28 protein-coding genes and 1 tRNA gene are annotated in these 26,269 nt (G+C 29.6%); 28 read left to right on the top strand and 1 reads right to left on the bottom strand.

What is annotated here, in order from left to right; translation table 11 throughout:
- Positions 1 to 6 precede the first annotated feature (6 nt).
- The 14 genes from JX287_RS07550 (at position 7) to JX287_RS07485 (ending at position 10,633) form a co-directional block, all read left to right on the top strand.
- Positions 7 to 630: an NfeD family protein gene (locus tag JX287_RS07550; RefSeq protein WP_204644282.1), complete on the top strand. Its 624-nt coding sequence runs from the start codon at positions 7 to 9 to the stop codon at positions 628 to 630.
- A 21-nt stretch (positions 631 to 651) separates the two neighbouring features.
- Positions 652 to 1,641 carry a flotillin-like protein FloA gene (floA, locus tag JX287_RS07545; protein WP_204644281.1) on the top strand — a complete coding sequence of 330 codons (990 nt, stop codon included), beginning with the start codon at positions 652 to 654 and terminating at the stop codon, positions 1,639 to 1,641.
- A 23-nt stretch (positions 1,642 to 1,664) separates the two neighbouring features.
- On the top strand, positions 1,665 to 2,144 hold the full coding sequence (locus JX287_RS07540) for a crotonobetainyl-CoA--carnitine CoA-transferase (protein ID WP_204644280.1): 480 nt from the start codon (positions 1,665 to 1,667) through the stop codon (positions 2,142 to 2,144).
- On the top strand, positions 2,141 to 2,473 hold the full coding sequence (locus JX287_RS07535) for a hypothetical protein (protein WP_204644279.1): 333 nt from the start codon (positions 2,141 to 2,143) through the stop codon (positions 2,471 to 2,473). The genes JX287_RS07540 and JX287_RS07535 overlap by 4 nt, the downstream gene beginning before the upstream one ends.
- A gap of 17 nt (positions 2,474 to 2,490) precedes the next feature.
- Entirely contained in the window at positions 2,491 to 3,039 is a 549-nt protein-coding gene (locus JX287_RS07530) for a hypothetical protein (protein ID WP_204644278.1), read from the top strand.
- Positions 3,040 to 3,099: 60 nt separating this feature from the next.
- Entirely contained in the window at positions 3,100 to 4,404 is a 1,305-nt protein-coding gene (locus tag JX287_RS07525) for a thymidine phosphorylase (RefSeq protein WP_204644277.1), read from the top strand.
- 9 nt (positions 4,405 to 4,413) lie between these two features.
- Positions 4,414 to 5,052 carry a deoxyribose-phosphate aldolase gene (deoC, locus tag JX287_RS07520; RefSeq protein WP_204644276.1) on the top strand — a complete coding sequence of 213 codons (639 nt, stop codon included), beginning with the start codon at positions 4,414 to 4,416 and terminating at the stop codon, positions 5,050 to 5,052.
- Positions 5,053 to 5,332: 280 nt separating this feature from the next.
- Complete coding sequence (locus tag JX287_RS07515; protein WP_204644275.1) at positions 5,333 to 6,664, top strand: DEAD/DEAH box helicase; 1,332 nt, start codon at positions 5,333 to 5,335, stop codon at positions 6,662 to 6,664.
- A complete protein-coding gene (locus JX287_RS07510) occupies positions 6,664 to 7,539 on the top strand; it encodes a deoxyribonuclease IV (protein WP_204644274.1) in 876 nt (291 codons plus the stop codon). The genes JX287_RS07515 and JX287_RS07510 overlap by 1 nt, the downstream gene beginning before the upstream one ends.
- Positions 7,540 to 7,557: 18 nt before the next feature.
- Positions 7,558 to 8,007 (top strand): Fur family transcriptional regulator, encoded by a 450-nt coding sequence (locus tag JX287_RS07505; RefSeq protein ID WP_204644273.1) that lies wholly within the window; start codon positions 7,558 to 7,560, stop codon positions 8,005 to 8,007.
- Positions 8,007 to 8,930 (top strand): tRNA pseudouridine(55) synthase TruB, encoded by a 924-nt coding sequence (gene truB, locus JX287_RS07500; RefSeq protein WP_204644272.1) that lies wholly within the window; start codon positions 8,007 to 8,009, stop codon positions 8,928 to 8,930. The genes JX287_RS07505 and truB overlap by 1 nt, the downstream gene beginning before the upstream one ends.
- A 10-nt stretch (positions 8,931 to 8,940) precedes the next feature.
- Positions 8,941 to 9,858 carry a bifunctional riboflavin kinase/FAD synthetase gene (locus tag JX287_RS07495; RefSeq protein WP_204644271.1) on the top strand — a complete coding sequence of 306 codons (918 nt, stop codon included), beginning with the start codon at positions 8,941 to 8,943 and terminating at the stop codon, positions 9,856 to 9,858.
- Positions 9,859 to 10,012: 154 nt separating this feature from the next.
- Complete coding sequence (gene rpsO, locus JX287_RS07490; protein ID WP_003146386.1) at positions 10,013 to 10,285, top strand: 30S ribosomal protein S15; 273 nt, start codon at positions 10,013 to 10,015, stop codon at positions 10,283 to 10,285.
- Between the two features lie 274 nt (positions 10,286 to 10,559).
- A tRNA-Arg gene (locus tag JX287_RS07485) sits at positions 10,560 to 10,633 on the top strand.
- Between the two features lie 68 nt (positions 10,634 to 10,701).
- Here the strand turns inward: JX287_RS07485 and JX287_RS07480 are convergent.
- Positions 10,702 to 10,956 (bottom strand): NifU family protein, encoded by a 255-nt coding sequence (locus tag JX287_RS07480; RefSeq protein ID WP_003146384.1) that lies wholly within the window; start codon positions 10,954 to 10,956, stop codon positions 10,702 to 10,704.
- A gap of 492 nt (positions 10,957 to 11,448) precedes the next feature.
- Between JX287_RS07480 and JX287_RS07475 the strand changes: the two genes are divergently transcribed.
- The 14 genes from JX287_RS07475 (at position 11,449) to JX287_RS07410 (ending at position 26,046) form a co-directional block, all read left to right on the top strand.
- Positions 11,449 to 11,811, top strand: coding sequence for a HesB/IscA family protein (locus tag JX287_RS07475; RefSeq protein ID WP_204644270.1), 363 nt, complete (start codon positions 11,449 to 11,451; stop codon positions 11,809 to 11,811).
- A gap of 36 nt (positions 11,812 to 11,847) precedes the next feature.
- Entirely contained in the window at positions 11,848 to 13,038 is a 1,191-nt protein-coding gene (locus tag JX287_RS07470) for an NAD(P)/FAD-dependent oxidoreductase (protein ID WP_204644269.1), read from the top strand.
- Between the two features lie 212 nt (positions 13,039 to 13,250).
- Complete coding sequence (locus JX287_RS07465; protein WP_204644268.1) at positions 13,251 to 14,825, top strand: aminotransferase class V-fold PLP-dependent enzyme; 1,575 nt, start codon at positions 13,251 to 13,253, stop codon at positions 14,823 to 14,825.
- Positions 14,825 to 15,043 (top strand): DNA-dependent RNA polymerase subunit epsilon, encoded by a 219-nt coding sequence (locus tag JX287_RS07460; RefSeq protein ID WP_003144942.1) that lies wholly within the window; start codon positions 14,825 to 14,827, stop codon positions 15,041 to 15,043. The genes JX287_RS07465 and JX287_RS07460 overlap by 1 nt, the downstream gene beginning before the upstream one ends.
- Positions 15,036 to 16,706, top strand: coding sequence for a ribonuclease J1 (gene rnjA / locus JX287_RS07455; protein WP_204644267.1), 1,671 nt, complete (start codon positions 15,036 to 15,038; stop codon positions 16,704 to 16,706). The genes JX287_RS07460 and rnjA overlap by 8 nt, the downstream gene beginning before the upstream one ends.
- A 2-nt stretch (positions 16,707 to 16,708) precedes the next feature.
- Entirely contained in the window at positions 16,709 to 17,377 is a 669-nt protein-coding gene (gene sdaAB / locus JX287_RS07450; RefSeq protein ID WP_204644266.1) for an L-serine ammonia-lyase, iron-sulfur-dependent subunit beta, read from the top strand.
- An 11-nt stretch (positions 17,378 to 17,388) separates the two neighbouring features.
- On the top strand, positions 17,389 to 18,261 hold the full coding sequence (gene sdaAA, locus JX287_RS07445; protein ID WP_204644265.1) for an L-serine ammonia-lyase, iron-sulfur-dependent, subunit alpha: 873 nt from the start codon (positions 17,389 to 17,391) through the stop codon (positions 18,259 to 18,261).
- Positions 18,254 to 20,263 carry an ATP-dependent DNA helicase RecG gene (recG, locus tag JX287_RS07440; RefSeq protein WP_204644264.1) on the top strand — a complete coding sequence of 670 codons (2,010 nt, stop codon included), beginning with the start codon at positions 18,254 to 18,256 and terminating at the stop codon, positions 20,261 to 20,263. The genes sdaAA and recG overlap by 8 nt, the downstream gene beginning before the upstream one ends.
- A gap of 9 nt (positions 20,264 to 20,272) precedes the next feature.
- Positions 20,273 to 20,908 carry a class A sortase gene (locus JX287_RS07435; protein WP_204644263.1) on the top strand — a complete coding sequence of 212 codons (636 nt, stop codon included), beginning with the start codon at positions 20,273 to 20,275 and terminating at the stop codon, positions 20,906 to 20,908.
- A complete protein-coding gene (gene plsX, locus JX287_RS07430; protein ID WP_204644262.1) occupies positions 20,901 to 21,887 on the top strand; it encodes a phosphate acyltransferase PlsX in 987 nt (328 codons plus the stop codon). The genes JX287_RS07435 and plsX overlap by 8 nt, the downstream gene beginning before the upstream one ends.
- A gap of 5 nt (positions 21,888 to 21,892) precedes the next feature.
- Complete coding sequence (locus JX287_RS07425; protein WP_003144982.1) at positions 21,893 to 22,123, top strand: acyl carrier protein; 231 nt, start codon at positions 21,893 to 21,895, stop codon at positions 22,121 to 22,123.
- 225 nt (positions 22,124 to 22,348) lie between these two features.
- Entirely contained in the window at positions 22,349 to 23,656 is a 1,308-nt protein-coding gene (locus tag JX287_RS07420; protein WP_204644261.1) for an isochorismatase family protein, read from the top strand.
- A gap of 126 nt (positions 23,657 to 23,782) precedes the next feature.
- Positions 23,783 to 24,949 (top strand): ATP-grasp domain-containing protein, encoded by a 1,167-nt coding sequence (locus JX287_RS07415; RefSeq protein ID WP_204644260.1) that lies wholly within the window; start codon positions 23,783 to 23,785, stop codon positions 24,947 to 24,949.
- An 11-nt stretch (positions 24,950 to 24,960) separates the two neighbouring features.
- Positions 24,961 to 26,046 (top strand): hypothetical protein, encoded by a 1,086-nt coding sequence (locus JX287_RS07410; protein ID WP_204644259.1) that lies wholly within the window; start codon positions 24,961 to 24,963, stop codon positions 26,044 to 26,046.
- The last annotated feature ends 223 nt before the right edge of the window (positions 26,047 to 26,269 follow it).

Below are 26,269 nucleotides of genomic sequence, written 5' to 3'. Positions count from 1 at the left end.
TTATATATGAATTTAATGATGTCTCTCGATTGGATTCTTTTAATTACTATGTCATTAACTTTCTGTCAGCAATTATTCTCAAGAAAATTTAATCTATTTGGAATATTGTCAATAGTCAGTTTAGCGACATACATTGCCTTACATTCCTATTCTACAGGACTTAGTATTTTTGTTCTATTGCTGTTCATTGGTGGACTTTGTTTAATAGGGCTTGAAATGTTTGTCCCAGGAGGAATAGTGGGCACTGTAGGTATCATTACCGTAGTATATGCAATAATTTATGTAAATAAATCAACATATTATATTGCATTTATTTTAATAGTTTCTCTAATACTTGCAGTTATACTGTATTATGTAAATAGAAGTATTTTTCATAAAAAGTTGGTTTTTCTAGATAGACTTGTATTAACTGATGCTATCTCAACAGAAGATGGCTATGTAGCAAGTGAAAGTAGATTAGAACTTGTAGGTAAGAAACTTCGAGCATATACAGATTTACGTCCGGCAGGAGTCGCTGTATTTGGCGATGAAAAATTGGATGTAGTTACTGATGGAGACTTTATAGAAAAAGGTAATGAAATTGAAATTATACGTGTTGAAGGAATGCGTATAGTTGTTAAGAAAATATAAATAAAATAAGGAGGTAGTATTATGCCAGAATTAGTATTTACAGGTATAATTGTGGTGGTAGTGTTGATTGTGCTATCTATATTCTTTACTTTCTTTCCACTTGGTCTATGGATTAGTGCGATTGCCGCAGGCGTTAAGGTAAGTATTTTTACACTTGTTGGTATGAGATTAAGACGTGTTATACCAAGTAGAGTAATAAATCCTATGATTAAAGCTCACAAAGCAGGGTTAGCTGTTACTATTAATCAATTGGAAAGTCACTATTTAGCAGGGGGAAATGTGGATAGAGTAATTAATGCTCTAATTGCAGCTCACAGAGCTAATATTGTAAGTTTAACTTTTGAACGTTGTGCAGCTATTGACTTAGCAGGACGTGATGTTCTTCAAGCAGTTCAAATGAGTGTTAATCCGAAAGTTATTGAAACTCCATATATCGCTGGGGTTGCAATTAATGGTATCGAAGTTAAAGCGAAAGCTAGAATCACAGTTCGTGCAAACATTGAACGTTTAGTAGGGGGAGCTGGAGAAGAAACAGTTATTGCCCGTGTAGGTGAAGGTATCGTCTCTACAATTGGTTCTTCTGAATCACACACAGTAGTTTTAGAAAATCCTGATCGTATTTCTAAAACAATCTTAGACAAAGGTTTAGATGCAGGTACTGCATTTGAAATTTTATCGATTGATATTCTGGATGTTGACATTGGTCAAAATATCGGTGCTAACTTACAAACTGAGCAAGCTATTGCTGACAAAAACATTGCTCAAGCTAAAGCAGAACAACGTCGTGCAATGGCAGTTGCAGCTGAGCAGGAAATGAAAGCAAGAATTCAAGAGATGCGTGCAAAAGTAGTAGAAGCTGAAGCAGAACTACCACTTGCTATGGCTAAAGCTTTCCAACAAGGTAATCTAGGTATTATGGATTATATGAATTATAAAAATCTAGAAGCTGATACAGGTATGAGAGATTCAATCAAACGTATGTCACAACCTGATACAGGAGCAGGTAAATAATTAGATAAAAAGGAGGATGTGAAATGTCATTTTTAATTTTCGCAGCACCAATAACATTTATCATAATTTTTGCTATTTTCGTAATTGTTTTTGCTTCTGACAGTAAAAGATACAGAAAGAATTTAGATAATTCAAAACAAATGAAATTAGACAATGCTCGATCACAGGCTTTAAAGGCTGTTGAAGAGATTAAAAGAATTAAAGAGGCTAACGGTAAAGACTCTAATGCTCTTAGAAGTAGACAAAGTTCATTAAGTGAGCAGCAAGTGTATGAAGAAGATATTTATGAACAACAAGTTGATAGTTCATCTATAAATAAATATCAACAATATTATAATGAAAATTATAATAGAGGTAAAAATAAATTTTCAATGCAAAGAAATTTCGATAACACTAATGTTGTTCAAAATAATTCAAAAAAATTAGAGTTTACACAAGAAAATATAGTTCGTGGATTGATTGCTAACGAGTATCTTAATAGGAACTCTAGGAGGGGAAGATGAGTAGTTTATATGTCCCGTTAATCTTTCTATTAGTTTCATTTATTATTGATAAAGTAAGAGAAAATAATAAAACTAAAGAAGAGCCTATTAAGAAAGTTAAGAAAAGGAAGACAAAGGTAAAAAATACTGCGTCTAAAAATCAACAGCAAAAAGAAAATCCCGTAACAAATCAACAAACTCTAACTCGTAAATCTTTTGAGAAAAAACAAAGAGTTATAGTAGATAGAGAAAAAGAAATATTTTCAAATTCTTTAACTTTTGATAAAGAAAAAGTTGTTAACGATATAATTTTTTCAGAGATTCTGTCTAAACCGAAGAGTAAAAGATAATAAATAGGAGGTATAAGATGAAAAAATCATTTAACTATATTAGTTATTGTATCTATTCATTTATGCCTCTTTATTTTGTTTTACTTATTTATACCTTTGTAAAACAAGATTTGGACGATCTTTTATTGACTACAATATTAATAATAATTTCTATATTTTCTTTAATAATTCAAAATGGTAGTAAACCTACAAATATATTCGTTTGTAGCAAGAAAGAACTCTTTAGACAAAGTGGCATAGATTACTATTATTTAGTTTTGATGATAATTATTACATTCTTAATTATAAATCAAAAAGTACAATTAATTTTTAAAATAGCCATACTTGTATTTATCTTTTATCTATTATTTTGTATGTTGTTTAAGTACAAAAATTATACATTAATATTATTAGGCTACAAAATGTATTTGATTCGTGATAAAATAGTATATAGTAAAAAAGATCAAAATGAATTATATAAAATATTGAAAGATAAGAAAAGTTTGCAGATATTAGAAATCTCTAATAACATATATATAGAAAATGAGAAGTATGGTATGACAAATTTTTATTGTAATGATTTCTAGACGAATTAACTAATACTGTAAAGTTTATTTTAATTAAATTAATAAGTAAGGAGATTAGCTATGAGAGTTGTTGATATCATAGATAAAAAGAAAAAAAATAATGAGCTAACTAAAGCCGAAATAGAGTTTTTACTGGAAGGATATCTTTTGGGTAAAGTTCCAGATTATCAGATGAGTTCATTTTTAATGTCGGTATATTTTAATAATATGACTAAAGATGAGCTTACAAACTTTACATTAACAATGAGAGATTCAGGAGATACTATTTTCTTTGATGATTTAGACCACTATTTAGTAGATAAACACTCTACTGGAGGTGTTGGGGACAAAGTAACAGTTGTATTAGGACCAATTCTATCAGCTGTAGGAATGGCTACAACTAAACTTTCAGGTAAAGGTCTAGGTCATACAGGAGGGACAATAGATAAATTTGAGTCTATTAGAAACTTTAAATTTAGTACAACAAAAGAAGAATTAGTAGAAGTTGCTAGTAAAACTGGAGTTGGATTAATGGGCTATAGTGATAATATTGTTCCATTAGATAAAAAAATATATGCCTTACGTGATGTTACTGCAACAGTTGATAGCATTCCATTAATCGCTAGTAGTATTATGAGTAAAAAATTAGCTATTCAATCAGATTTAATTATTCTTGATGTTAAAGTTGGTGATGGTGCCTTCATGAAAACTATTGAAGATGCTAGGGAACTGTCACGTCGAATGGTAGAAATCGGTAATAGTGTTGGAAGAAAAACGATAGCAGTACTAACTAACATGGAAGAACCATTAGGTTATAATATTGGTAATGCTAATGAAATAATTGAAGGTATAGAGGCTTTAAAAGGAAATTGGTCAAGTGATCTTAAGGAAGTTGTATATGAAATTGTTTATTTAGCGTTAAAACATAAAGGTGAAGTGAAGACATTCGAAGAAGCTAGTGAAAAGATAGATGAAGTTATTAATAATGGTCGTGCTTTAGAATTATTAAAACAGTTTATAGAACTTAGTGGTGGAGACGGTGAAGTCGTGAATAATTATGAGTTATTACCAACACCAAAATCAGTATTAGAAGTATTTGCGCATGAAGATGGATATGTTACTAAAATTAAAGCTGAAGAAGTAGGTAAAGCAGCTATGGTAATAGGAGCAGGTCGTGCGACAAAAGAAGATGAAGTAGATCATGCTGTAGGAATAGAGCTTAAGAAAAAAGTAGGAGATAAGGTAGAAAAAGGTGATCTTATAGCTGAAATTTATTACAATGATGATAAGAATGTAGAATCTAGTAAAAATATGTTATTAGATGCTTATGTTATCGGAAATGAAAAAATAGAAAATATTAAAAATATATTAGAAATAATAGAATAGAGGTAAAAAATGGGATTAAATAAATATATTGATCATACAATTTTAAAAGCTACGGCAAGTAGTGCCGATGTCCAAAAGTTATGTGAAGAAGCTATTGAACATGAATTTTATAGTGTTTGTGTTAATGGTTGTTACGTTGCGGATGCTAAACATCTTTTACAAGGTACTGATGTTAAAGTAGCGGCAGTTGTTGGATTTCCATTAGGAGCAATGACAACAGCATCAAAAGTTTTTGAAGCAAAAGAAGCAATCGAAAATGGTGCAAGTGAAATAGATATGGTTATTAATGTTGCAAAATTAAAAGATGGTGAGTTTGATTACGTAGAGAATGAAATTCGACTAATTAAAGAAGCGATTGGTAATAATGTCTTGAAAGTTATTATCGAAACATGTTATTTAACTGATGAAGAAAAAGTTAAAGCTTGTGAATTGTCACTAGTTGCCAAAGCTGATTTTGTAAAAACATCAACAGGATTTGGAACTGGTGGTGCAACTTATGAAGATGTAAAATTAATGAAATCTGTAGTCGGAGATAATGCTAAAGTTAAGGCGAGTGGTGGAGTTAGAGATAAAGAAACTGCTCAAAAATATGTTGACTTAGGAGCTGAAAGGTTAGGAACAAGCTCAGGAATTGAGATAGTAAAATAATATTATTAAGTAATTCAGAAGATTGTAAAATATTTTCTGAATTACTTTTTTATTTTCAGGAGGAAAATATATATAGAAAACGAATAATAGGCAATAATATAGTGTTTTTTATAGCTAAATCTATGTATTTATAGTATAATAAAGGGTGGTTTATTATAACGTGAAATATAAAAAGTTATTTTCAATCATTTCACGTGTGAAATTGAAGATGGGGAAAACTCCCATATATTTAGATAGAAAAATCATAAAGTAGATAGAAAAATCATAAAGGAGATTTTAAATGTTACCAAAGTCATTTGAACAGTATAAATTTAATGAATTTGTAAATAAGGCAGTAATAGATTTAGGGTTTGATAATCCTACAAAAATTCAAGAGAGAGTATTTTCACCAGTATTAAAAGGAAAAAACATAGTAGCTAAATCACAAACGGGAAGTGGGAAAAGTCATTCTTTTTTACTACCAATTTTTAGCAAATTAGATGTAGCTAAGAAAAAAACACAAAGTATTATTTTAGCTCCAACTAGAGAACTATCAAGACAACTATATGATATGGCATTACATATTGCTAGTTTTTCTGAAGAAGATATTAAAATAACATTATGTATTGGTGGTCAAGATTTAAATAGAGATATAGAGAGAGTATCTAATGCACCACATATTATTATTGGTACACCAACACGTGTATTAGAGTTAGATAGAGCGAGTGCTTTAGCAATTAAAGAAGTAGAAAGTCTTGTAATCGATGAATGTGATATGATGATCGATTTAGGATTCATGGAAGATGTTGATAAAATTTCTAAAAGAGCAGCAGAACACTGTCAATTTCTAGTATTCTCAGCAACTATTCCAACTCAAATGAATCACTTCTTGAAGAAATATTTAAAAAATGCTCAATATATCGAAGTTGATAACGCTAAATTCGGTAAAATTGAATATATTTTAATACCAGAGAAGAGTTCATCTCGATTAGAAAAGTTACATGAAATCACTACAGTTATTAATCCTTATTTAGCTCTTATCTTTGCTAATAAGAAAACTGAGGTAGAGGAAGTAAGTAGCTATTTAATTTCTAAAGGATTAAATGTAGGAGTACTTCACGGAGATTTAACACCACGTGAACGTAAGCAAATGCAAAAAAGAATTAATAATCTAGATTTCACCTATGTTGTAGCTAGTGATTTAATGAGTCGTGGGATTGATATTGAAGGAGTAAGTCATGTAATTAACTACAATATTCCTAATGACTTAGACTTCTTTATCCACAGAGCAGGGCGTACAGGGCGTGCAGGATTAAGCGGTGACTGTATTACAATTTACAACAACAAAGATGAAGAAAAATTACAAGATTTAGAAAAACGTGGTATTGAATTTAATCACCAAGATATTAGAAATGGTGAGTTCGTTGAAGCTAAAGACAGAAACAAACGTCAAAGTAGAAAGAAAGTCGTAGCTGACCATAACTTAACTGAGAAACTGAAATCAAAAGTAAAAGTTTCTAAAAAAGTTAAACCAGGTTATAAGAAAAAATATAAATATAAAATGGACAAACTTAAACAAAAAGAAAGAAGAAAATTTGCTAAACGTAGTAACAAGGCAAACAGAGGTAAGTAATGAAGAACTTGAAAATTGGATCTCATGTATCAATGTCAGGAAAAGAAATGATGCTAGGTTCCGTAAAAGAAGCAGCTAGTTATAATAGTGATACATTTATGATTTATACAGGTGCTCCTCAAAATACAAGAAGAAAACCTATTGAAGAATTGAGAATCGAAGAAGCGCATAAATTAATGAAAGAAAAAAATATTAGTGATATAGTAGTGCATGCACCCTATATTATTAATTTAGCAAATACAGTAAAACCAGAAATCTATCAGCTTGCGGTTGATTTCTTAAGATTAGAAATTGAAAGAACTGAAAAAATTGGTGCTAAGAATATTGTTCTTCACCCAGGATCACATGTCAAAGTAGGTGCTGATGTTGGAATAGCAAGTATCGTTAAAGGTTTAAACGAGGTGCTAACAAAAGATATGAAACCTAATATTGCCTTGGAAGTTATGGCCGGTAAAGGTAGTGAATGTGGAAGAACTTTTGATGAAATTGCACAAATTATTGATGGAGTTACTTTAAACGAAAAATTAACAGTAACTTTTGATACTTGTCATGTATTTGAAGGTGGATATGATATTGTTAATGATTTAGATGGTGTTCTTACTGAATTTGATAAAATAGTGGGATTAGATAGGATTCAAGTGCTTCATATTAATGATAGTAAAAATACATTGGGTGCACATAAAGATCGTCATGAAAATATCGGGTACGGTGGAATTGGATTCGATACGATAAATAGAATTGTTCATTTAGATGAATTTGCAAATATTCCTAAAATTTTAGAGACTCCTTGGTATGGAGAAAAGAAAGACATTGCACCTTATAAAGATGAAATTGAAATGTTAAGAAACAAGACGTTTGTGGACTTTAAAAAATAGACTATGTAGGAGGTACTTATGAAAATATCAGAAGAAAAAGTTGATAGAATAATGAAACTTCTAAAGGAAAAAGGGTATAAATATACTGATAAAAGAAAAGCTATGGTTGAACTTTTAGTAAAAGAAGATAGATATATTAATGCAAAATATGTATCTGAAACAGTCGGTAAAATGTATCCTGGACTAAGTTTTGATACTATTTATAGAAATCTAAGTACTTATGAAGAAATAGGTATTTTGGAAACTACAGAAATTAAAGGGGAAAAATATTTTAAAATTGGGTGTTTGGAAACAGATCATCACCATCACCATCACATATGCTTAAAATGTGGAAAAGCAAAAATAATACATGTACACGTATGTGATGATTTAGAAATTGAAGAATTGAAAGGCTATCGAATAGATGGCCATAAATTTGAGGTTTATGGTTTATGCCCAGATTGTTTGAAAAAAGAGGATAAAAAATAATGTTTGAAGGTATTTTACCAATTTATAAAGAACGTGGAATTACTAGTCATGATGTTGTATTTAGAGCTAGAAGAATTCTTCAAATGAAAAAAATAGGTCATTCTGGTACATTAGATCCTGAGGTAGATGGAGTGTTGCTTCTCTTATTAGGAGGAGCGACTAAAGTTAGTGATTATGCAATGGATTTAGGTAAAAGTTATAGAGCAGAAGTATGTTTGGGAATTAAAACTACGACTGAAGATCTTACAGGAGAAGTTGTTGAAGAATGTAAAGTTACTGACATTAGCGTAGATAAAATTAAAGAAATTCTTAAATCTATGATTGGTGAAATAGAGCAAAAGCCACCTATATATTCAGCTATTAAAGTCAATGGTAGAAAATTATATGAGTATGCTAGACGTGGCCAATTTGATGTAGAAATTCCAACTAGGAAAGTAAATATTTATAACATTTCATTTATAGAAAATAGTGAATATTATAAAGATGATAAGTTTTATTTTTCTATAGATATAAATTGTGGAAAAGGGACCTATGTCAGAACAATTGCTACTAGTATAGGTGAAAAACTAAATTTACCAAGTACCATGAGTAAATTAACTAGAACTAGAAGTGGTAAAATAACATTGGATAATTGTTTAACACTCTCTGAGGTAGAACAACATCTAAAAGATGAAACCTTAGAAGAAAAACTTCTAAGGAAAGAATATGCTCTAGAAGAATACAAATTTGTAGAAATACCAAAATTTAGAGCAAAACAAGTAATGAACGGTTTAAGATTTAGAAGAAATCAATTTCCGGATCATGATTTTACAGATGGAATAGTTTTTACTTATGAAAATGAAGCGATAGCAATATATTATTTGGAAGATAAAGATGATGAATTGTTATCTGTAAAAACTACATTTCCAAAAATAATAGAGTAGGTAGATGAAGATGGAAATATTTAATATTTCAGATATTAGTGAAATAAAAAAAGATAATGTAAGAAGAGTAGCAGCTTTAGGTTTTTTTGATGGTATTCACAATGCACATCAAAAAATTATAGGTGATACAGTAAGTGCAGCTACTGAAGGCTTTAAGTCTATTGTAATAACACTTGATAAAAGTCCAAAGGAGTACTTTGGAAAGACTAGTGAAGAGTTATTAACGCCAATAAATAAAAAAAATGAGTTATTAGAGAGTTTAGGTGTTGATGAAGTTTATTATTTAGAATTTAATGAAAAATTGCAAAATTTATCTGCAGAAGATTTTATAGAATTTATTTTAAAAGAGTTAAATGTAGATAAGGTATTTTGCGGATTCGATTACAGATTTGGAAATAAAGGTTTAGGAACTCCAAAATTAATTGAAGAAAATGGAATAGAAATTAGTGTTCAAAAAGAACAAGCTATAAATGGCGAAAAAATATCTACAACAGCTTTAAAAAGATTTGTTCGAGATGGAGATTTTGAAAAATATAAAGAGTATGCTGGTAGATACTATTCTATATCTGGTTTAGTAGTTAAAGGTAGACAGTTAGGAAGAACTATTAATTTTCCGACAGCTAATCTCCAATTATCAGAGAAGTATCTTCTCCCGGAAATAAATGGAGTATATATTACAAAAATAAAAATTCATGGTGAAATTTATAAATCAATTACTAATATTGGGTATAATCCAACTGTTTCAACAGAGAAAAATAAAAAATTTATTGAAACACATATTTTAGATTTTGATGAAGATATATATGATGAAAAAATAGAAATTTTTTTCTATGAATTTTTAAGAAAAGAACAAAAATTTGAGAGTTTTGATCATCTTAAAGAGCAACTTAAACTTGATAAAAAAGCTTCTGAAGAAAAAGATTATTAAAATCATATTTATATATTGATTTTAAATGTTATCTCTTGAATTATTACAAAAAATAGTGTACAATTACTTATGTTCCTTATTCGTGGTATAGAAACCCTCCAGGTTCTACACTAGGATTAAGGTCGCAAAATAAAATTATATGGAGGAAATTGCAATGGCAGCAATTAGTCAAGAAAGAAAACAAGAAATTATCGCTAAATTCCGTACTCACGAATCAGATACTGGTTCTCCAGAAGTACAAATCGCAGTTTTAACTGCAGAAATCGATGCTTTAACTGAGCACTTAAACACTCACAAAAAAGATCACGCAGGTCGTCGTGGATTACTTAAAAAAGTTTTCCGTCGTCGTCACTTACTAGATTACTTAATTAAAAAAGATATCCAAAGATACCGTGAATTAATTAAAGCTCTAGGATTAAGAAGATAATTTTTAAAAAGCTTATAGGAAAGCCGTTTGAGACACTTCGGTTTTCCTTTTTTTTATAAATGTAACGAAACGGTAACGATTTTTTTCTTAGCATATTTAAAAGTTTGATATAAATTATGTAATGAAAATTAAATTTTATATATAAAAAATAGGTGAATTCCCAAAGTAAATTCTATATAAAAAATATTGTATTTATCTTCAAAAAAGTATTGACATAATATTGAAAAATTGATATACTATTAAAGTACTTCAGAGAGAGGTAATCATTAAATATGTCTCAGTAGCTCAGCAGGATAGAGCAACGGCCTTCTAAGCCGTCGGTCAGGGGTTCGAATCCCTTCTGGGACGTCGCTTAGAGTAGATGAAAATCTACTCTTTTTTTATTTTTATAGTTAATGAAAATAAAAAAAGAACGTCTAAACAACGCTCATTTTTACTTCTATTACTTTATTCACTTCTGGTATTTTTTCAACAATAGTTTTTTCAATTGCATATTTTAATGTAATGTGTGATAGTTCGCAATGTGCACATTCACCTAAAAATCTAATTTTTAAAATCCCATTCTTAAAATTAATAAATTCTATATTTCCACCATCTTTAATAAGTTTAGGGCGTATTTTTTCTAACTCAAATTTAATTTTATCAACAGTTTCATAATACTCTTTATTCAAAACGAATCCACCTCTCTATAGATATTATACTGGTCCCCCCAAAAAAAGTCAATAAAGCATGAAGACATAAATAATTGATATTGCAAACAATTTCAAAATAGTTTACATATAAATATTAAATAAGGATAAAGTTTTATTAAATAGAATGTAGTAGAATCTTTTATAGAAATAATATAGAATAATATTGTGAGGGAAGTCAACGATAAAGGTGAATATTTAAATGTATAGTTAAAGAAAAACAAATTTTTTAAAAAATACCTACAATTGTAAATTTTGATGTAATTGGTATTAGAAATTAATATTAATAGAAACCTATTAAATAGCATAAGTAACTATACTAATAAAATAGAATTATGTAAATTTAATTGCTTTTAAAAAATTCATAAAATATTCACAAATTATTTTATAAAATATAAGCAAGATACTGTTATTTTATTAGAAAAACAGTTATAATAATAAATAGAAAATAAAAAATAAAGAGGGAAACATTTTATGGCTAATACAGATAATCAATTAATTTTGATAACAGATGTAGCGGTTGGTAAATTCCAAGAAATGTTATTTGATGCTGATAAACGTGATAGTTTCTTAAAAATTTCTATCGCTTTAGAAGGAACACAAATGCATTACGCTATTGATATTAAGGATGAACTAGAAGACGGTGATAAAGTACTTAACTTTGGAGACCTTAAAGTTCTTGTTAATGAAGAAGATGAGCTTCTTTTAAAAGGTCTTGAAATCGATTATGTTCAAGATGAATTTGGAAGTGAATTTACACTACATAATCCAAATATGATTGAAATTTATGATGACGAAGATGGTGGTTGCTGTGGAAACGGTTGCTGCTGTGGATAAAATACAAAATAACAGATAAAAGGAGAAATTAATACTATGAAAAACGTAGTTATTTTAGGTGCTGGATACGCAGGACTTACGACATTAAAAGGATTAAAAAAGGCTGCTAAAGCTGGAGAGGTGAAAGTTACTTTAGTAAATAAAAACTCTTACCACTATGATACAGTAAACTTACACGAAGTTTCAGCTGGAAATATTCCAGCAAAAGATATTTGTATCGATATTAAAGATTTAGTATCTCCAGGTGTGGAATTTGTTCAAGATGAAGTAATTAAAATTGATACAGAGAAAAAATTAGTATTAACTAAAAAACATGAACTTGACTATGATGTACTAGTTGTTGGATTAGGATTCCAACCTGAAACATTTGGAATTGAAGGTATGGCTGAAAATGCATTACCAATCGCTAATGTTAATGCTGCAGAAAAAATTGCTGCTACATTAGAAGATAACTTTAGAAAATATGCAACAAGTGAAGAAAAAGATGTAAAAGATATTTCAGTTATCGTAGGTGGAACTGGATTAGCTGGTATGGAATTCCTTGGTGAGCTTGTTCACCGTAAAAAAGAATTATGTTCTAAATACGGAATTGATGAAAAATTAGTTAAAATTTACGGATTAGATGCTGCTCCAACATTACTACCAATGTTCACTAAAGAATATAGTGACTATGCAAGAAAATACTTAGAAGACAATGGAATTGAAATCATTCTAGGTGCTGGAATTAAAGGTGCTACTAAAGATAGTTTCACTATCGAAGTTGATGGGGAAAGAAAAGATTTATATGCTTCTACACTAGTATGGACTGCTGGAGTTCGTGGTAACAAACTTATGGACGAAGCTTTCCCAGAACTTGCTAAACGTGGACGTCTAGTAACTACACAACAATTAACAGTACCAGGACACGATGAGATTTACATCGTAGGTGACTGTGCTGCATTCATCGAAACTGGTCAAGAAAGACCTTACCCAACAACAGCTCAAATCGCTAACCAAATGGGAGCATACGTAGGAGCTAGAATTAGCGGGAAACAAGTTGGAGACTTCAAATACATCAACCGTGGTGTCGTATGTTCATTAGGACACAAAGATGGAATCGCTGATGTTATGGGTGGTAAAAAAGCTAAAGGATTCAAAGCTGCTAAACTTAAAAAAATTATCGAAGCTAAAGCAATTTACGAATTAACAGACTTCGTTACAGCACTTAAAAATCAACGTATTCTTTAATAATATTTTTATTAAATATGTTTGTTTAGAAGACTCAAGTAAATTTGAGTCTTCTTTATTTTGTAATGTATTATAAATTCAATATTAAAAATATAAATTGATAAATTTGTTATTTATTGACTTTTCAACCATGTTAATTTGAAAAATAGTTGTAATTATGGTAAGATATAGTGTAGAGAAAATTTAACCAAATAAAGTTATGGGGAAAAATTATGATTTATAAAATAGCAAATACAGCGGAAGAATATGAACAAATTTTCAAGTTAAACTATGAAACATTTGTCGAAGAAATTCCTCAACATGAAAAAAATGAAACTAAAAAATTAAAAGATAAATTTCATGATAAAAACATATATATAATAGCCAAAAAGAAAAACGATGTAGTTGGTATGATTGCATTATCAGATCAACGCCCGTTTTCTTTAGACTTAAAACTTAATGATATAGATAAATATTACAAAGGCAGTTATAAAAAACCTGTAGAAATAAGATTATTATCAATAAAAGAAAAATATAGAAAAACTAAAGTTTTTACAGAATTATTACAAAGAACATTTAATTATATTATTCAGAATGCCTATGATATTGTGTTTATTTCAGGCACAACTAGACAAGAGAAACTTTACAAGCATTTAGGTTTTACAAAATTCCATGAAAACGTAGGAACTAAAGATGCTGAATATATGCCGATGTATCTTTCATTTAAGAGTGAAAATAAGGTTCTTGATAGAATGGCGAAAGCTCAAAGAATTAACTTTTTACCAGGACCTGTAGATTTATCACAGGATGTAATAGCAAAACTATCTAAGCAGTTATATTCACATAGAAGTAATGAATTTGTTAGTTTGACCAAAAATACACTTTCAAAAATAGAGAATATTTTAGATGTTAAAACAGCGACTATATTACATGGATCAGCTACATTAGCTAATGAAGCTATAATGGCACAATTAAAAGGAAGAAACCTTAATAATGGTCTTGTTTTAGCCAACGGTGAGTTTGGTAATAGGCTAGTTCGTGAAACAAAACGTCATGGATTAAATATTGATTGTTATTCTGTAGGGTTTGGAGAAAGCTTTGATTTAAATATTTTAGCAGAAAAATTAAACTCAGGAAATTATGATTTTGTTTATTTAGTTCATAATGAAACTAGTGTTGGAATATTAAATGATTTAGAAGAAATAACAAAAATTGTTAAACAAAATAATTTAGTGCTTGCAGTTGATGCAGTATCTGCAGTAGGTGCTATTAAATATAGTTATAAAGATGTTGATTATGTAGCATGTTCATCAGGTAAGGCTTTTTGTTCTGTGGCTGGATTGGCAATTGTAGGTACTAATTGCGAGTTAGTTCCATTGGGAAACACTCCGCTATATCTAGATTTACACTATGCTAATAAAATGACATCAATACCTTTTACTCAACCATCTATTTTAATGGAAGCATTAAATACAGCTTTAGATGCTTTTAAAACAGATGAAAGATATGAAAAGGTTCAAGAAAAATATTCGTACATGAAGGCTGGACTTAAAGAATTAGGGCTGCCAATTATGAAAATTAAAGAAAAAGAAGTTTCACCGGTAATTGTAACAGTAGAATTACCTGAAAACATTAGCTCGCTAAATGTAGGGGCTTCATTGGCAATAAATAATATTTTCATTCATTATAAGAGTTCATATCTTCAAGAGAGAAATATTATACAGTTTTCATTTATAAATATTAACACAACAAAAACTGAATTAGATTACACATTAAATATATTAAAAGAAATGATAGGAGATTATTAATGGCAGTATTTAAAGTATTTTACCAAGAAAATTCAAAGGAAATCCCAGTAAGAGAAAACACACAAGTGTTATATGTTGAAGCTGATGGAGTACCAGCAGTAAGAAAGTATTTAGATGACAGAAACTACAATGTAGAACTTGTTCAAGAATTAAGTGAAGCATACTTAGAGTTCGAAAAACAATCTGAAGACTTTAAAGTGGAGAAAGTTAATGGATAAAATCATTAAAAAAAATGAAGTAGGTGTAGCTGCTATTGGTGGTTTAGGAGAAATCGGGAAAAACACCTATGCTATCCAATATCGAGATGAGATAATAATAATCGATGCTGGAGTTAAGTTCCCAGGAGATAATATACTGGGAATTGACTATGTAATACCAGATTACTCATATATTGAAAAGAATGTCGATAAAATAAAAGCATTGATTATTACTCATGGTCACGAAGATCATATTGGTGGATTACCATTTTTACTTAGAAAAGTTAATTTACCGATTTATGGTGGACCATTAGCAATAGGATTAATTAGATCAAAATTAGAAGAACATAACCTACTGGCTAAGGCTGAGCTTAATGTTATTGATGAAGATACTGTGTTAAGTTTTAAATATTTAAAAGTATCATTCCATAACACAACTCACTCTATTCCAGATTCATTTGGAGTTATTGTAAATACTCCACAAGGGAATATTGTTCATACAGGTGATTTTAAATTTGACTTTACTCCAGTTGGGCAAGGATCAAATTTACACAAAATGGCAGCAATAGGAGAAAAAGGAGTATTGTGTTTACTTTCTGATTCAACAAACTCAGAAAGAACAGAATTTACTCAAAGTGAAAAAGAAGTAGGTAAAACTATTTCTAATATTCTTCGTAAAGAAAAACATAGGGTAATATTTGCAACATTCGCATCAAACGTATATCGTGTAAAACAAGTTGTTGAAGCTTGTATTGAACATGGCAGAAAGATTGTTGTATTTGGTCGCTCTATGGAGAAAGCTATTAAAATTGGTACAGAATTAGGGTATATTAAAGCGCCTAAGGAAACATTTGTAAATAGTAAGTACTTAAATCAAGTAGATCCTAATAAACTACTTATTTTATGTACTGGAACTCAAGGAGAAGAATTAGCAGCGTTAAGTAGAATAGCAAATGGAACACATAAGAAAATTACAATAATGCCAACGGATACTGTAATTTTTGCGAGTTCGGCAATTCCAGGGAATACACTTTCTATTAATAAAAATATAGATTTATTATCAAAACTTGGAGCGAATGTTATTACATCAAGTGTTAACAATGTTCATACGTCTGGGCACGGTTCGAAAGAAGAACAAAAATTAATGTTTAGACTTATTAAGCCGAAATACTTCATGCCAATTCACGGTGAATATAGAATGCAGGTTATTCATGCTCAAACAGCAGCAGAATGTGATATTCCATTAGAAAATTCATTTATTATGGAAAATGGAGAAGTATTAGCATTAACAAGTGATAGTGCAAGAGTAGCTGGTAAGTTTGATGCATCAGATGTTTATGTTGATGGACTTGGAATTGGTGATATCGGAAGTGTTGTAATTAAAGATAGAAAAGAACTATCTGAAGAAGGTGTTATCGTAGTTTCAATTGCAATCGACTTTGAAAATAAAAAATTAATGAATAATCCGGATATAATAAGTCGAGGATTCGTTAATGTTAATGAGTCGATGGAATTATTTGGACAATCTAAAGCAGTGGTTAAAGAAGCTGTTTTATCAGCATTATCAAGCGAAGAATGTGGAGTGTACCAAGTAAGACAACAAATTTTAGAATCTCTAGGGGAATTTTTAGAAAGTGAGATAGGAAGAAAACCTGTTATTTTACCAACAATATTGGAGGTGTAAATATGAAATACAGAAGTGTATTTGATATTATAGGTCCGGTAATGGTAGGACCGTCAAGTTCACATACGGCTGGTGCAGTCCGCATAGGTCTTTTTACGAGATATATTTTTGGAAGACAACCAGAAGATGTAAAAATAACATTATATGGTTCGTTTAAAGAAACATATAAAGGGCACGGAACAGATATTGCTCTTATTGGAGGCTTATTAGGATATAATACATCTGACAAACGTATAAGAACAAGTATAGATGATGCAAAATTAGTAGGAATGGAGTTCGAGTTCATTGAAAGTGGAATTGAACATATCCATCCGAATACAGCGAAAATCGAAGTTCAAGCTGGTCGATATAGTCTCGATCTTATTGGTAAATCAATAGGTGGAGGTAAGATGGTTATTTTTGAATTATTAGGTTTTGATGTGAATTTATCAGGAGACTTCCCAACTTATTTCATTTTTTATAAGTTCAAAGATGAATATAAAAAAACTCTTTCTATGAAAATTGATGAAGTATTCGGTGATAAAAAAGTAAGTGAGAAGTACTCTAGTTCTATTTTAGAGGGAACTAATTTACTTGTAGTTGAGTCGCTAGAAAAGTTAGATGAAGAAAGTATAAATAAATTAACTGAACTAGAATTTGTTAATGAAGTAAAATTTGCAGATAAATTGTAGAGGGTACAGAAATGTTTACTAGTTTAGAAGAAATCGTAGAAAAATCAAAATTAGAACAAAAACCTGTTTCTGAATTAATGATTGAGCAAGAGATAGAAGTGAATGGAGTAACTAGATCTGCAGTTGAAAAATTGATGAAAAGAAATTTAGCTGTTATGATGCAAGCTGTTGAAGAAGGCTTAGCTGGAGTAAGTTCAAAAACAGGACTAACAGGTGGAGATGCTAAGAAATTACAAGAATACATCAATAGTGGTGAGTCAATCACAGGTAGTGATTTTTTAAATGGAGTTGCAGCAGCAATAGCAACAAACGAAGTAAATGCTTCGCTTGGATTAATTTGTGCAACTCCTACTGCAGGATCAGCGGGAGTTCTACCTGGTTGTATTCATGCTCTTAAAGAGAAATTCAATATTGATGAAGAAACACAGTTAAGAATGTTATTTACAGCTGGTGCATTTGGATTTGTAGTAGCTAATAATGCTTCATGTTCAGGGGCAGAAGGTGGATGCCAAGCTGAAATTGGTTCGGCTAGCGCAATGGCAGCAGCAGCTATAGTAGAAGCTATGGGAGGGGATGCAGAGATGAGTGCTCATGCATTCGCCATTGCTTTAAAAAATATGTTAGGACTTGTTTGTGATCCAGTAGCAGGATTAGTAGAGGTACCTTGTGTAAAAAGAAATGCGGCTGGAGCTTCTACAGCTTTAATGGCAGCAGATTTAGCTCTAGCAGGAATAAAAAGTCGTATTCCAGCTGATGAAGTGTTAGAAGCAATGTATAAGATAGGACTTGAAATGTCTACTACATTAAAAGAAACTGCTAAGGGTGGTTTAGCAATCACAAAAACTGGAGAAAGATATAGGAGTTTATTATTCGGTAATGATTAATATTTTAGAAAAATCGGTAGAAACTATAAAAGGTGTTGGAAAGAAATATTTACAGACTTTAAATGAATTAGAAATATATACAATTCGTGATATTCTGTACAATATTCCTTACAGAGTATCTAGTTCTACTGATTTTTCTTCTTCTGTAAAAGATAATGAGAAAGTAATAACTACAGGAAAAGTAGAAACTAGAGTAAGTACACAGTTTTATGGAAATAGAAGAAGTAGATCTTTTTTTACATTGTCAACTTCATCGGGAAGTATTAAAATAGTATTTTTTAATCAGCATTATTTGAAAAAAAATCTTGTTGAAGGTAGAGATGTAGTAGTTAAAGGTACATATAATGCAACTAATAGTACGATAACTGCTTCTAGCGTAAGTTTCAATATAACTGAAGAAAAACCTAAAGGTGATACTATCGAAGTCTTTTATCATCTGAAACAAGGAATTACACAAAAAAAGTTTATAAAACTTGTTGAAGAATCATTTAAAATGATAGATGGTGAAAATGTAATATTAGATTTGGTTCCTGAAAATTTTAAAGGGATTTGGAAGTTAGAAAGAATACTTTACACTTTACATTACCCAAAAAATTCAGAAGAGTTTGATAAAGCAAGAAAGATGTTTGCTTTTCATGAGTTGTTTAATTATCAGTTGAAATTGCAACTTCAAAATATCAATAGTAGAATTGAAGATAATAGATATTCTGTAGGTGTCAATGAGAAAGATATTAAAGAATTTAAAGATAGTTTACCTTTTACATTAACAGGAGCACAAAGTAGAGTTATTGATGAAATAGTAACGGATTTAAATGAACCTTATAAAATGGATAGATTGTTACAAGGTGATGTAGGTAGTGGTAAAACTGCGGTTGCAGCGGCAACTTTATATGCAACAATAAAAGCAGGATATCAAACAGCTATTATGGCGCCAACGGAAATATTAGCAAATCAGCACTTTGAAACATTCTTTGAGTTTTTTAAAGATTTGAATATTTCAGTAGCGTTGTTGACAAGTAGTACACCTAAGAAAGAAAGAAACACTATTTTAAGTCTACTTGAAGTAGGTGAGATAGAATTATTAATTGGAACTCATTCTTTAATTCAAGAAGATGTAAAGTTTAATAATTTAAAATATGTAATTACAGATGAACAACATCGTTTCGGAGTAAGACAACGTCAATTATTAAGTAATAAAGGTGAAGCTGTTAATTCATTGATGATGACAGCAACACCAATACCAAGAAGTTTAGCAATCACTTTAATTACTGATATTAAAGTTTCAACAATAGATGAGTTACCAGCAGGTAGAAAAAAAGTTCAGACTTATAAAGCTAATAATAAGAGTTTTTATAAGGTACTAGATAATATTCGAATGGAACTTGATAATGGAAAACAAGGTTATGTTGTTTGTCCATTGATTGAAGAATCTGAGAAGATGGATCTTCAAAATGTTGAAGAAACATATGAAAATATTAAAAATTATCTACCAGATGATTATAAAATTGCAATACTTCATGGTAAAATGAGTAATAAGGAAAAAGATGCAATTGTTGAAAAATTTTTAAATAAAGAAATACATATACTAGTCTCCACAACAGTTATTGAAGTTGGAGTAAATGTGCCTAATGCAACATTTATGATAATAGTAGACGCTCATCGTTTTGGTCTTGCTACTTTACACCAACTTCGTGGTCGAGTAGGAAGAAGTAAGTATCAGTCATACTGTATCTTAGTGACAGATTCTAAGAGTGAACGAATTGATATTATGTGTTTGGAAAATGATGGATTTAAGATTGCAGAATTTGACTTAAAACAACGAGGGCCAGGAGATTTCTTTGGTACGAAACAAAGTGGTGTTCCTAGTTTTAAAGTTGCAGATTTAATAAATGACGTAGATTTAATGTATTTGGCTAAAAAATTAGCGGTGAAAATTATTGAAGTAACCGATAATAAAGAACGATTATTACAGTATGTTGGATTAGAAGAGACAATAATTTAGGAGGATTCAATGAATAAAAAATTTAAAAATACAATATTAAATATTCTTATTGTAGTATTGCTATGTACGTCAGTAGTGTTAATATTCAAAAATCAAATTAGAGAATATTTAACAGGAAATGCTAACGATAAGATAATAACAGCTTATAAAAATGGTAAAGGTGAAGTAGACATACCATGGTGGCAAAAAATGTTTACAGATAACGAATCAAAAATTAAACTAACTGATTCAATGTTAGGAATTTTAAAAATTGATAGTGTACAAATAGAAGAGCCAATTTTCCAAGATGTTACTGAAATCAACTTAATTAATGGAGTAGCAACATCACAAGAGCCATCAACTCTAGACGCACAAAACGTTGTAATAGCTGGACACAGTGTTCAAGGTGTGGGAATAAGATTTAATAATTTAAATAAAATAAAAACTGGAGCTAAGATTCAAATTATTTCAAAAGATAAGTTACGTACATATGAAGTAAATAAACTTTATGATGTAGTACCAACACAAGTAGAAATTTTAGAACAACATGAAAATGAGCCAAAAATATTAAAATTATTTACATGTGATAATTTTAATCCGCAAACTGGTGAATGGGAAAGCAGATTTGTAGTTGAAGCAAAATTAATAGGAGAAGAAAGTGCATAATATTATGAAAATAGGTATTGATATATTAGGTGTTGATGAACCTGGTAGAATTATTAACTTTGTAAATGGTTATAAAGACAATGCAGTTGAACTTTATGTTTATGGTCTTGAAGATAACTTAAAACAAATAACTAAAACAGAAAATATTATTAAGAATATTTGTACAGAAGAGGTGTTGATGTCTGATGATGCAGCACGTGTTCACAGAAAGAAAAAAGATGCCTCAATGATCAGAATGTTATCTGATTTGAATAATGGTGTTATTGATGTAGCAATTTCTGGTGGAAGTACAGGAGCTTTCATGGCGAGTTCACTATTTATGTTAGGTCGCATAGAGGGAATTTCAAAACCAGGATTAGCTTCTATGTTACCTACCAAAACAGACCATAAGTTCTTATTAACAGATTTAGGTGCAAATGTCGAAGCAAAACCAGATGATCTGGTAAATTATGCTAGACTTGGTCAACTATATATGAAATATATATATGAAATTGAAGTACCATCTGTTGCATTATTAAATGTTGGAGTTGAAGAAAGTAAAGGTAATAAAGTATATAAAGAAGCTCATAAAATAATCAAAGAAGATATTTCTAATTTCAAAGGGAATATAGAAGCTAGAAATATACTTGAACATAAATATGACGTTGTCATAGCGGATGGTTTTGCTGGTAATGTTTTATTAAAAACAATTGAAGGTGTCGCTAGTACATTAGGTTCTATGATAAAAGGAATCTTTATGGAGAATATAAAAACAAAAATTTCAGCATTACTTGTAAAAAGTGGAATTACAAAATTTAAAAAGAAATTTGATTATAGTGAATACGGGGGAGCATTCCTACTAGGGATTAAGAAACCAAGTATAAAAGTTCATGGTTCGGCCGATGAAAATGCATTATATTATGCAGTTCAACAAGCAAAACAAATACACAAAACAAAACTTTATGATATAATGATAGAAACGATGGAAAAAGGAGAATAAAAGTAATGGCAATTTTCGAAGAAGTAAAAGAAATTATTACTAAATATATTAAAGTTGATGCAGATAAAATTACGTTAGAATCAAGACTAAACGAAGATCTAGATGCTGATTCAATTGATGTTGCAGATGTAGTAATGGATATTGAAGAAAAATATGGTTTTGAATTTTCAGATGAAGATGCAGAAAACATTGTAGAAATCAAAGACTTAGTAAGAGTTATTGAAGAAAGAAAATAATATAAATAAGAGCTAGAGTTTTACTTTAAGTATGACTCTAGTTTTTTATTAAATTGCTTTACTACAATTACAAAAGTTATTATTTAAACTAGTTGTAAGTTTTATGTGATAAGATAATTTTCAATATTATTTTTATCATATAGAATTTACCTTTTTAGCTTTTAAGTGAAAGTAAAATATGATATAATTTATTAGAAAATAAATAAAAAGGAGAATAGTTTATATATGGAAATGTTATTTAAACTATTAGCTGAACATGTATATTTAATATTATTTGTGTCGCTTATCTTGGAGTTTGCGGCCCTTCCTCTACCAGGTGAGACGATGATGGTAGTAGCTGGAATAATGGCATATAATAATCATGGAAGTTATATAGGGATGATTGTTGCAAGTGCATTAGGAACTGTTTTAGGGATGCAATTTTCTTATGAAGTTGGTAGAAGGTTAGGAACTAAGGCAGTTGATAAGTATGGTTCATATATTGGACTTACACCATATAGAATGACGAAAGCAGCTGAGTTTTTTAATAGATTTGGTAACGTAGTAATAGTAATTGCGTACTTTTTACCAGGAGTTAGACACATACTTGGATATTTCTCTGGTATTTCACGTATTAATGCTAAAAGATTCCATGTATATTCAACAGTTGGTGGTATCTTTTGGGTAGTAGTGTTTATTACGCTAGGATATGTATTAGGGCCTAGTGCTCCGCATGCATTCAAATTATTACATAAATATGGAACAATGTTGTTCATTGTAGGTATTGCTGCGTTGTTTATTTACTTAATATTTAAAAAATTAGGTGCAAAAGATTTTGCGGTGTTCTTTAAAAAACGAATTAAATATATAGTGGTACTTTTAATTGTAGAGGCTGCTGTATTATTGAAATTTGTAGTATTAGATGAAAGAGCTCATCCAAAATTTAAATCAGATATAATCTTTTATTGCTTAGGATTTTTAGCCTTTGTAGCATTTTTACTATATCTAAGAGTAACTTTAAAACATGATACATCTGAGAAGTTACTTGTAGTTGTTGATTATCAAAAAGATTTTGTTGATGGTGCATTAGGGTTTGAAACTGCTGATCAACTTGATAAAGTTATTGCAAATAAAATTGATGAATATCTAAAAGCTGGTCAAGATGTAATATTTACAAAAGATACACATTACACAAACTATCTTTCAACTCGTGAAGGTAAACATTTACCAATCGAACATTGTATTATAGATAGTGAAGGTCATAATTTATATGGAGAGGTTGCTAATTATGAAAGTTATGCGAAAAAAGTATTTAATAAAACATCTTTTGGTAGTATTGATTTAGCGCATTATATCTCACGTAGTGACTATAAAGAAGTGGAATTTTGTGGTTTAGTTTCTAATATCTGTGTATTAAGTAATATTATTATGACACAAACATATAACGAAAAAGTAGAAATTATAGTAGACTTAAATGCGACAAAAGGGTTAAGTGAAGAGGTTAACTCAACATTTAAGACATATCTACAAAATCTAACAGTAAATGTAAAATAATAAAATATAATATGAATCATTTTCCGAACGTTAAGAAGATGATTCATATTTTTTTTATTTTTTCATTGGAAAATTAGTGAAGTTTATGGTAAACTAATGTATAAAATGAGGAAAGAAGGGATTATTATGAATTATTTATTAGTATCACCAAATTTTCCAACTTCTCAAGAAAATTTTGCAAGGAAGTTAGCTGAAAAAGGAGTTAGAGTATTAGGAATAGGTAGTGAAAGTTATGATAATCTTTCAAATGATTTAAAAAATACTTTAACTGAATATTACAGAGTAAATGATTTAGAAAATTATGAAGAAGTATTAAGAGGTGTAGCATTCTTAATCTATAAACATGGTGTTATAGATAGAGTTGAATCTAATAATGAACATTGGCTGATGTTGGATGCAATTATTCGTGAACAATTTAATATTCCAGGTGTAAAGTCCAAAAAATTAGATTTTACTAAATATAAATCAAAAATGAAAAAAAGATTTATTAAAGCTAATGTTCCAGTAGCCAAGGGAATTGCTGTAAAAAATATTAAAGAACTAGAAAAAGCGATTAAAGAAATTAATTTACCAGTAATAGCTAAACCGGATAATGGAGTAGGAGCAAATAATACATTTAAACTATTATCAAAAGAAGATGTAGAAGATTTTAAAACTCAATGGACTCAAGATGTTGTGTACTTTATTGAAAGTTATGTAGATAACGGTATCCTTTGTACATACGATGGTCTAATCGATTCCAAAGGTGAAGTTGTATTTGAGACAAGTTTTTATTATACAAAACCTACTTTAGATTTACTAAATGACAGTCTAGATTATGGAAATATAATTTCTAAAGAAATTAATCCTAAACTAAAAGAATACGGTAGAAAAATTGTTAAAGAATTTGGAATGAAGGAAAGGTTCTTCCATATTGAATTTTTCAAATTACCGAATAACGATTATATTGCGCTAGAATATAATAATCGAATAGCGGGAGGATATACAGTTGATTTGTATAACCATACTTACGAATGCGATTTGTTTGAAATGTATGCTGATGTTGTAGTTGGTAATTCACCGAAAAAAGTCCAGAACAACTATAATGGTATCGCTTTATCAAGACGTGATAAATATACTTACAAATATTCTAATGAAGATATTTATAATAGATATTCTGAAGAACTTCGTCTAATTGATAGAGTGCCGGAAGTATTTGCAACAGCTATGGGGGAATGGGCATATATATTGGTAGATGAGAAAATTGAAAAACTTAGTGAAATGATGACATATATTCATGAAAAAAACGAATAGGAGGATAATTTGTGAAGAAAAAGATTATTAGTGCTCTTCTACAAATAGTAGGAATTACGGCTATTGGTGCTTTGGTTGGATACTGTGTAGGAAAACTTGCGGTTGGTTCACTTTCGAAAGTGGATACTCCAAATATCATATCGTTATTAATAGCAGGAGTAATAGCATTTATTTTACAAGTCATAGTTCATGAAGTGGGGCATTTAGTTTTTGGATTACTATCAGGATATAAATTTATAAGTTTTAGAGTGTTTGATTTCAAAATTATAAGGGACGAAAACGGAAAACTTAAACTTAGATTTGAAAGACTGGCAGGAACTGGTGGTCAGTGTCTGCTGAGGGCTCCTGAATATGTTGAAGGAAAATTTAAGTATAAATTCTATTTATTAGGTGGAGTAACGTTTAATCTAGTATTTTCTATTGTATTTTGGTTAGTTTTACCAAGTTATTATATATTATTATTCGCCTTAATAGGATTTGCATTAGCTTTTCTAAACCTGATTCCAATGGGATTCAACGATGGTATGACTTTTTATCACGCTAGTAAAGATGAAACTACTAGATTTGTTTTATACTTACAATTAGAATACGTATATTATCAAAGTATTGGTAAGAATTTACTGATAGAAAAACCAGAAGTAGTAGAGAAAATAAATTCATTAGAAATAATCAATACCAATTATCTAACTGATTCATTAGAATTTATTAAATTAGATGGACTAGAATATTTTTTTGAATTTGATGCTTTATATAATGAATCAAGAAAACTATATATTGAAAGAGAGGATTTGTTGCCAGTTTATAAAGTTGAACTTATGGCATTATTAGTGAAATTAATAAGCTTGGTTAATCCTGAAGATGAATTATTGGAAGAACTAATAAATGATAAAAATTTGAAAGTTCGACTTAAACAAAAAAATCCACAGACAAAAAATATACTCGCGACATATGAATGGGGAATAAAATTAGATGATGAAAAAGCTATGCTCCTAATTGAAGAAGCTAGAAAAATAAAAAATAAAGCACCAAATTTATATATTCAGAATATAGAGATGAAATATTGTGATTATTTAGAAAAGAAAATTTTAGAACAATAGCTATGAAAAAGCTATTGTTTTTTCTTACGCGAAATTTACAGTGTTTGAGTAAAAAAATCTCTTTTTCATATTTCCAATTAATGTTGTTTTACATAATTTTATTATTATTAATATTATTTTTATAATTACTTAAAATGAACTTAAAATTCATGCAACTCGCTTGACAAAAGTATAGAAAGACTTTAAAATTAGTATTGTATTATTTTAATATCTATAATATAAG

The organism is Gemella haemolysans (assembly GCF_901873445.1).
Classification (GTDB): Bacteria; Bacillota; Bacilli; order Staphylococcales; family Gemellaceae; genus Gemella; species Gemella haemolysans_C.
Note: the sequence above shows the minus strand (reverse complement) of the source record. Positions and strands in the feature narration are given on the sequence as shown.

Bases quoted from the DNA above. Each gene is read 5' to 3' on its own strand.
- JX287_RS07550 (WP_204644282.1), top strand. From the start codon at position 7: ATGAATTTAATGATGTCTCTCGATTGGATTCTTTTAATTACTATGTCA.
- floA (WP_204644281.1), top strand. From the start codon at position 652: ATGCCAGAATTAGTATTTACAGGTATAATTGTGGTGGTAGTGTTGATT.
- JX287_RS07540 (WP_204644280.1), top strand. From the start codon at position 1,665: ATGTCATTTTTAATTTTCGCAGCACCAATAACATTTATCATAATTTTT.
- JX287_RS07535 (WP_204644279.1), top strand. From the start codon at position 2,141: ATGAGTAGTTTATATGTCCCGTTAATCTTTCTATTAGTTTCATTTATT.
- JX287_RS07530 (WP_204644278.1), top strand. From the start codon at position 2,491: ATGAAAAAATCATTTAACTATATTAGTTATTGTATCTATTCATTTATG.
- JX287_RS07525 (WP_204644277.1), top strand. From the start codon at position 3,100: ATGAGAGTTGTTGATATCATAGATAAAAAGAAAAAAAATAATGAGCTA.
- deoC (WP_204644276.1), top strand. From the start codon at position 4,414: ATGGGATTAAATAAATATATTGATCATACAATTTTAAAAGCTACGGCA.
- JX287_RS07515 (WP_204644275.1), top strand. From the start codon at position 5,333: ATGTTACCAAAGTCATTTGAACAGTATAAATTTAATGAATTTGTAAAT.
- JX287_RS07510 (WP_204644274.1), top strand. From the start codon at position 6,664: ATGAAGAACTTGAAAATTGGATCTCATGTATCAATGTCAGGAAAAGAA.
- JX287_RS07505 (WP_204644273.1), top strand. From the start codon at position 7,558: ATGAAAATATCAGAAGAAAAAGTTGATAGAATAATGAAACTTCTAAAG.
- truB (WP_204644272.1), top strand. From the start codon at position 8,007: ATGTTTGAAGGTATTTTACCAATTTATAAAGAACGTGGAATTACTAGT.
- JX287_RS07495 (WP_204644271.1), top strand. From the start codon at position 8,941: ATGGAAATATTTAATATTTCAGATATTAGTGAAATAAAAAAAGATAAT.
- rpsO (WP_003146386.1), top strand. From the start codon at position 10,013: ATGGCAGCAATTAGTCAAGAAAGAAAACAAGAAATTATCGCTAAATTC.
- JX287_RS07475 (WP_204644270.1), top strand. From the start codon at position 11,449: ATGGCTAATACAGATAATCAATTAATTTTGATAACAGATGTAGCGGTT.
- JX287_RS07470 (WP_204644269.1), top strand. From the start codon at position 11,848: ATGAAAAACGTAGTTATTTTAGGTGCTGGATACGCAGGACTTACGACA.
- JX287_RS07465 (WP_204644268.1), top strand. From the start codon at position 13,251: ATGATTTATAAAATAGCAAATACAGCGGAAGAATATGAACAAATTTTC.
- JX287_RS07460 (WP_003144942.1), top strand. From the start codon at position 14,825: ATGGCAGTATTTAAAGTATTTTACCAAGAAAATTCAAAGGAAATCCCA.
- rnjA (WP_204644267.1), top strand. From the start codon at position 15,036: ATGGATAAAATCATTAAAAAAAATGAAGTAGGTGTAGCTGCTATTGGT.
- sdaAB (WP_204644266.1), top strand. From the start codon at position 16,709: ATGAAATACAGAAGTGTATTTGATATTATAGGTCCGGTAATGGTAGGA.
- sdaAA (WP_204644265.1), top strand. From the start codon at position 17,389: ATGTTTACTAGTTTAGAAGAAATCGTAGAAAAATCAAAATTAGAACAA.
- recG (WP_204644264.1), top strand. From the start codon at position 18,254: ATGATTAATATTTTAGAAAAATCGGTAGAAACTATAAAAGGTGTTGGA.
- JX287_RS07435 (WP_204644263.1), top strand. From the start codon at position 20,273: ATGAATAAAAAATTTAAAAATACAATATTAAATATTCTTATTGTAGTA.
- JX287_RS07425 (WP_003144982.1), top strand. From the start codon at position 21,893: ATGGCAATTTTCGAAGAAGTAAAAGAAATTATTACTAAATATATTAAA.
- JX287_RS07420 (WP_204644261.1), top strand. From the start codon at position 22,349: ATGGAAATGTTATTTAAACTATTAGCTGAACATGTATATTTAATATTA.
- JX287_RS07415 (WP_204644260.1), top strand. From the start codon at position 23,783: ATGAATTATTTATTAGTATCACCAAATTTTCCAACTTCTCAAGAAAAT.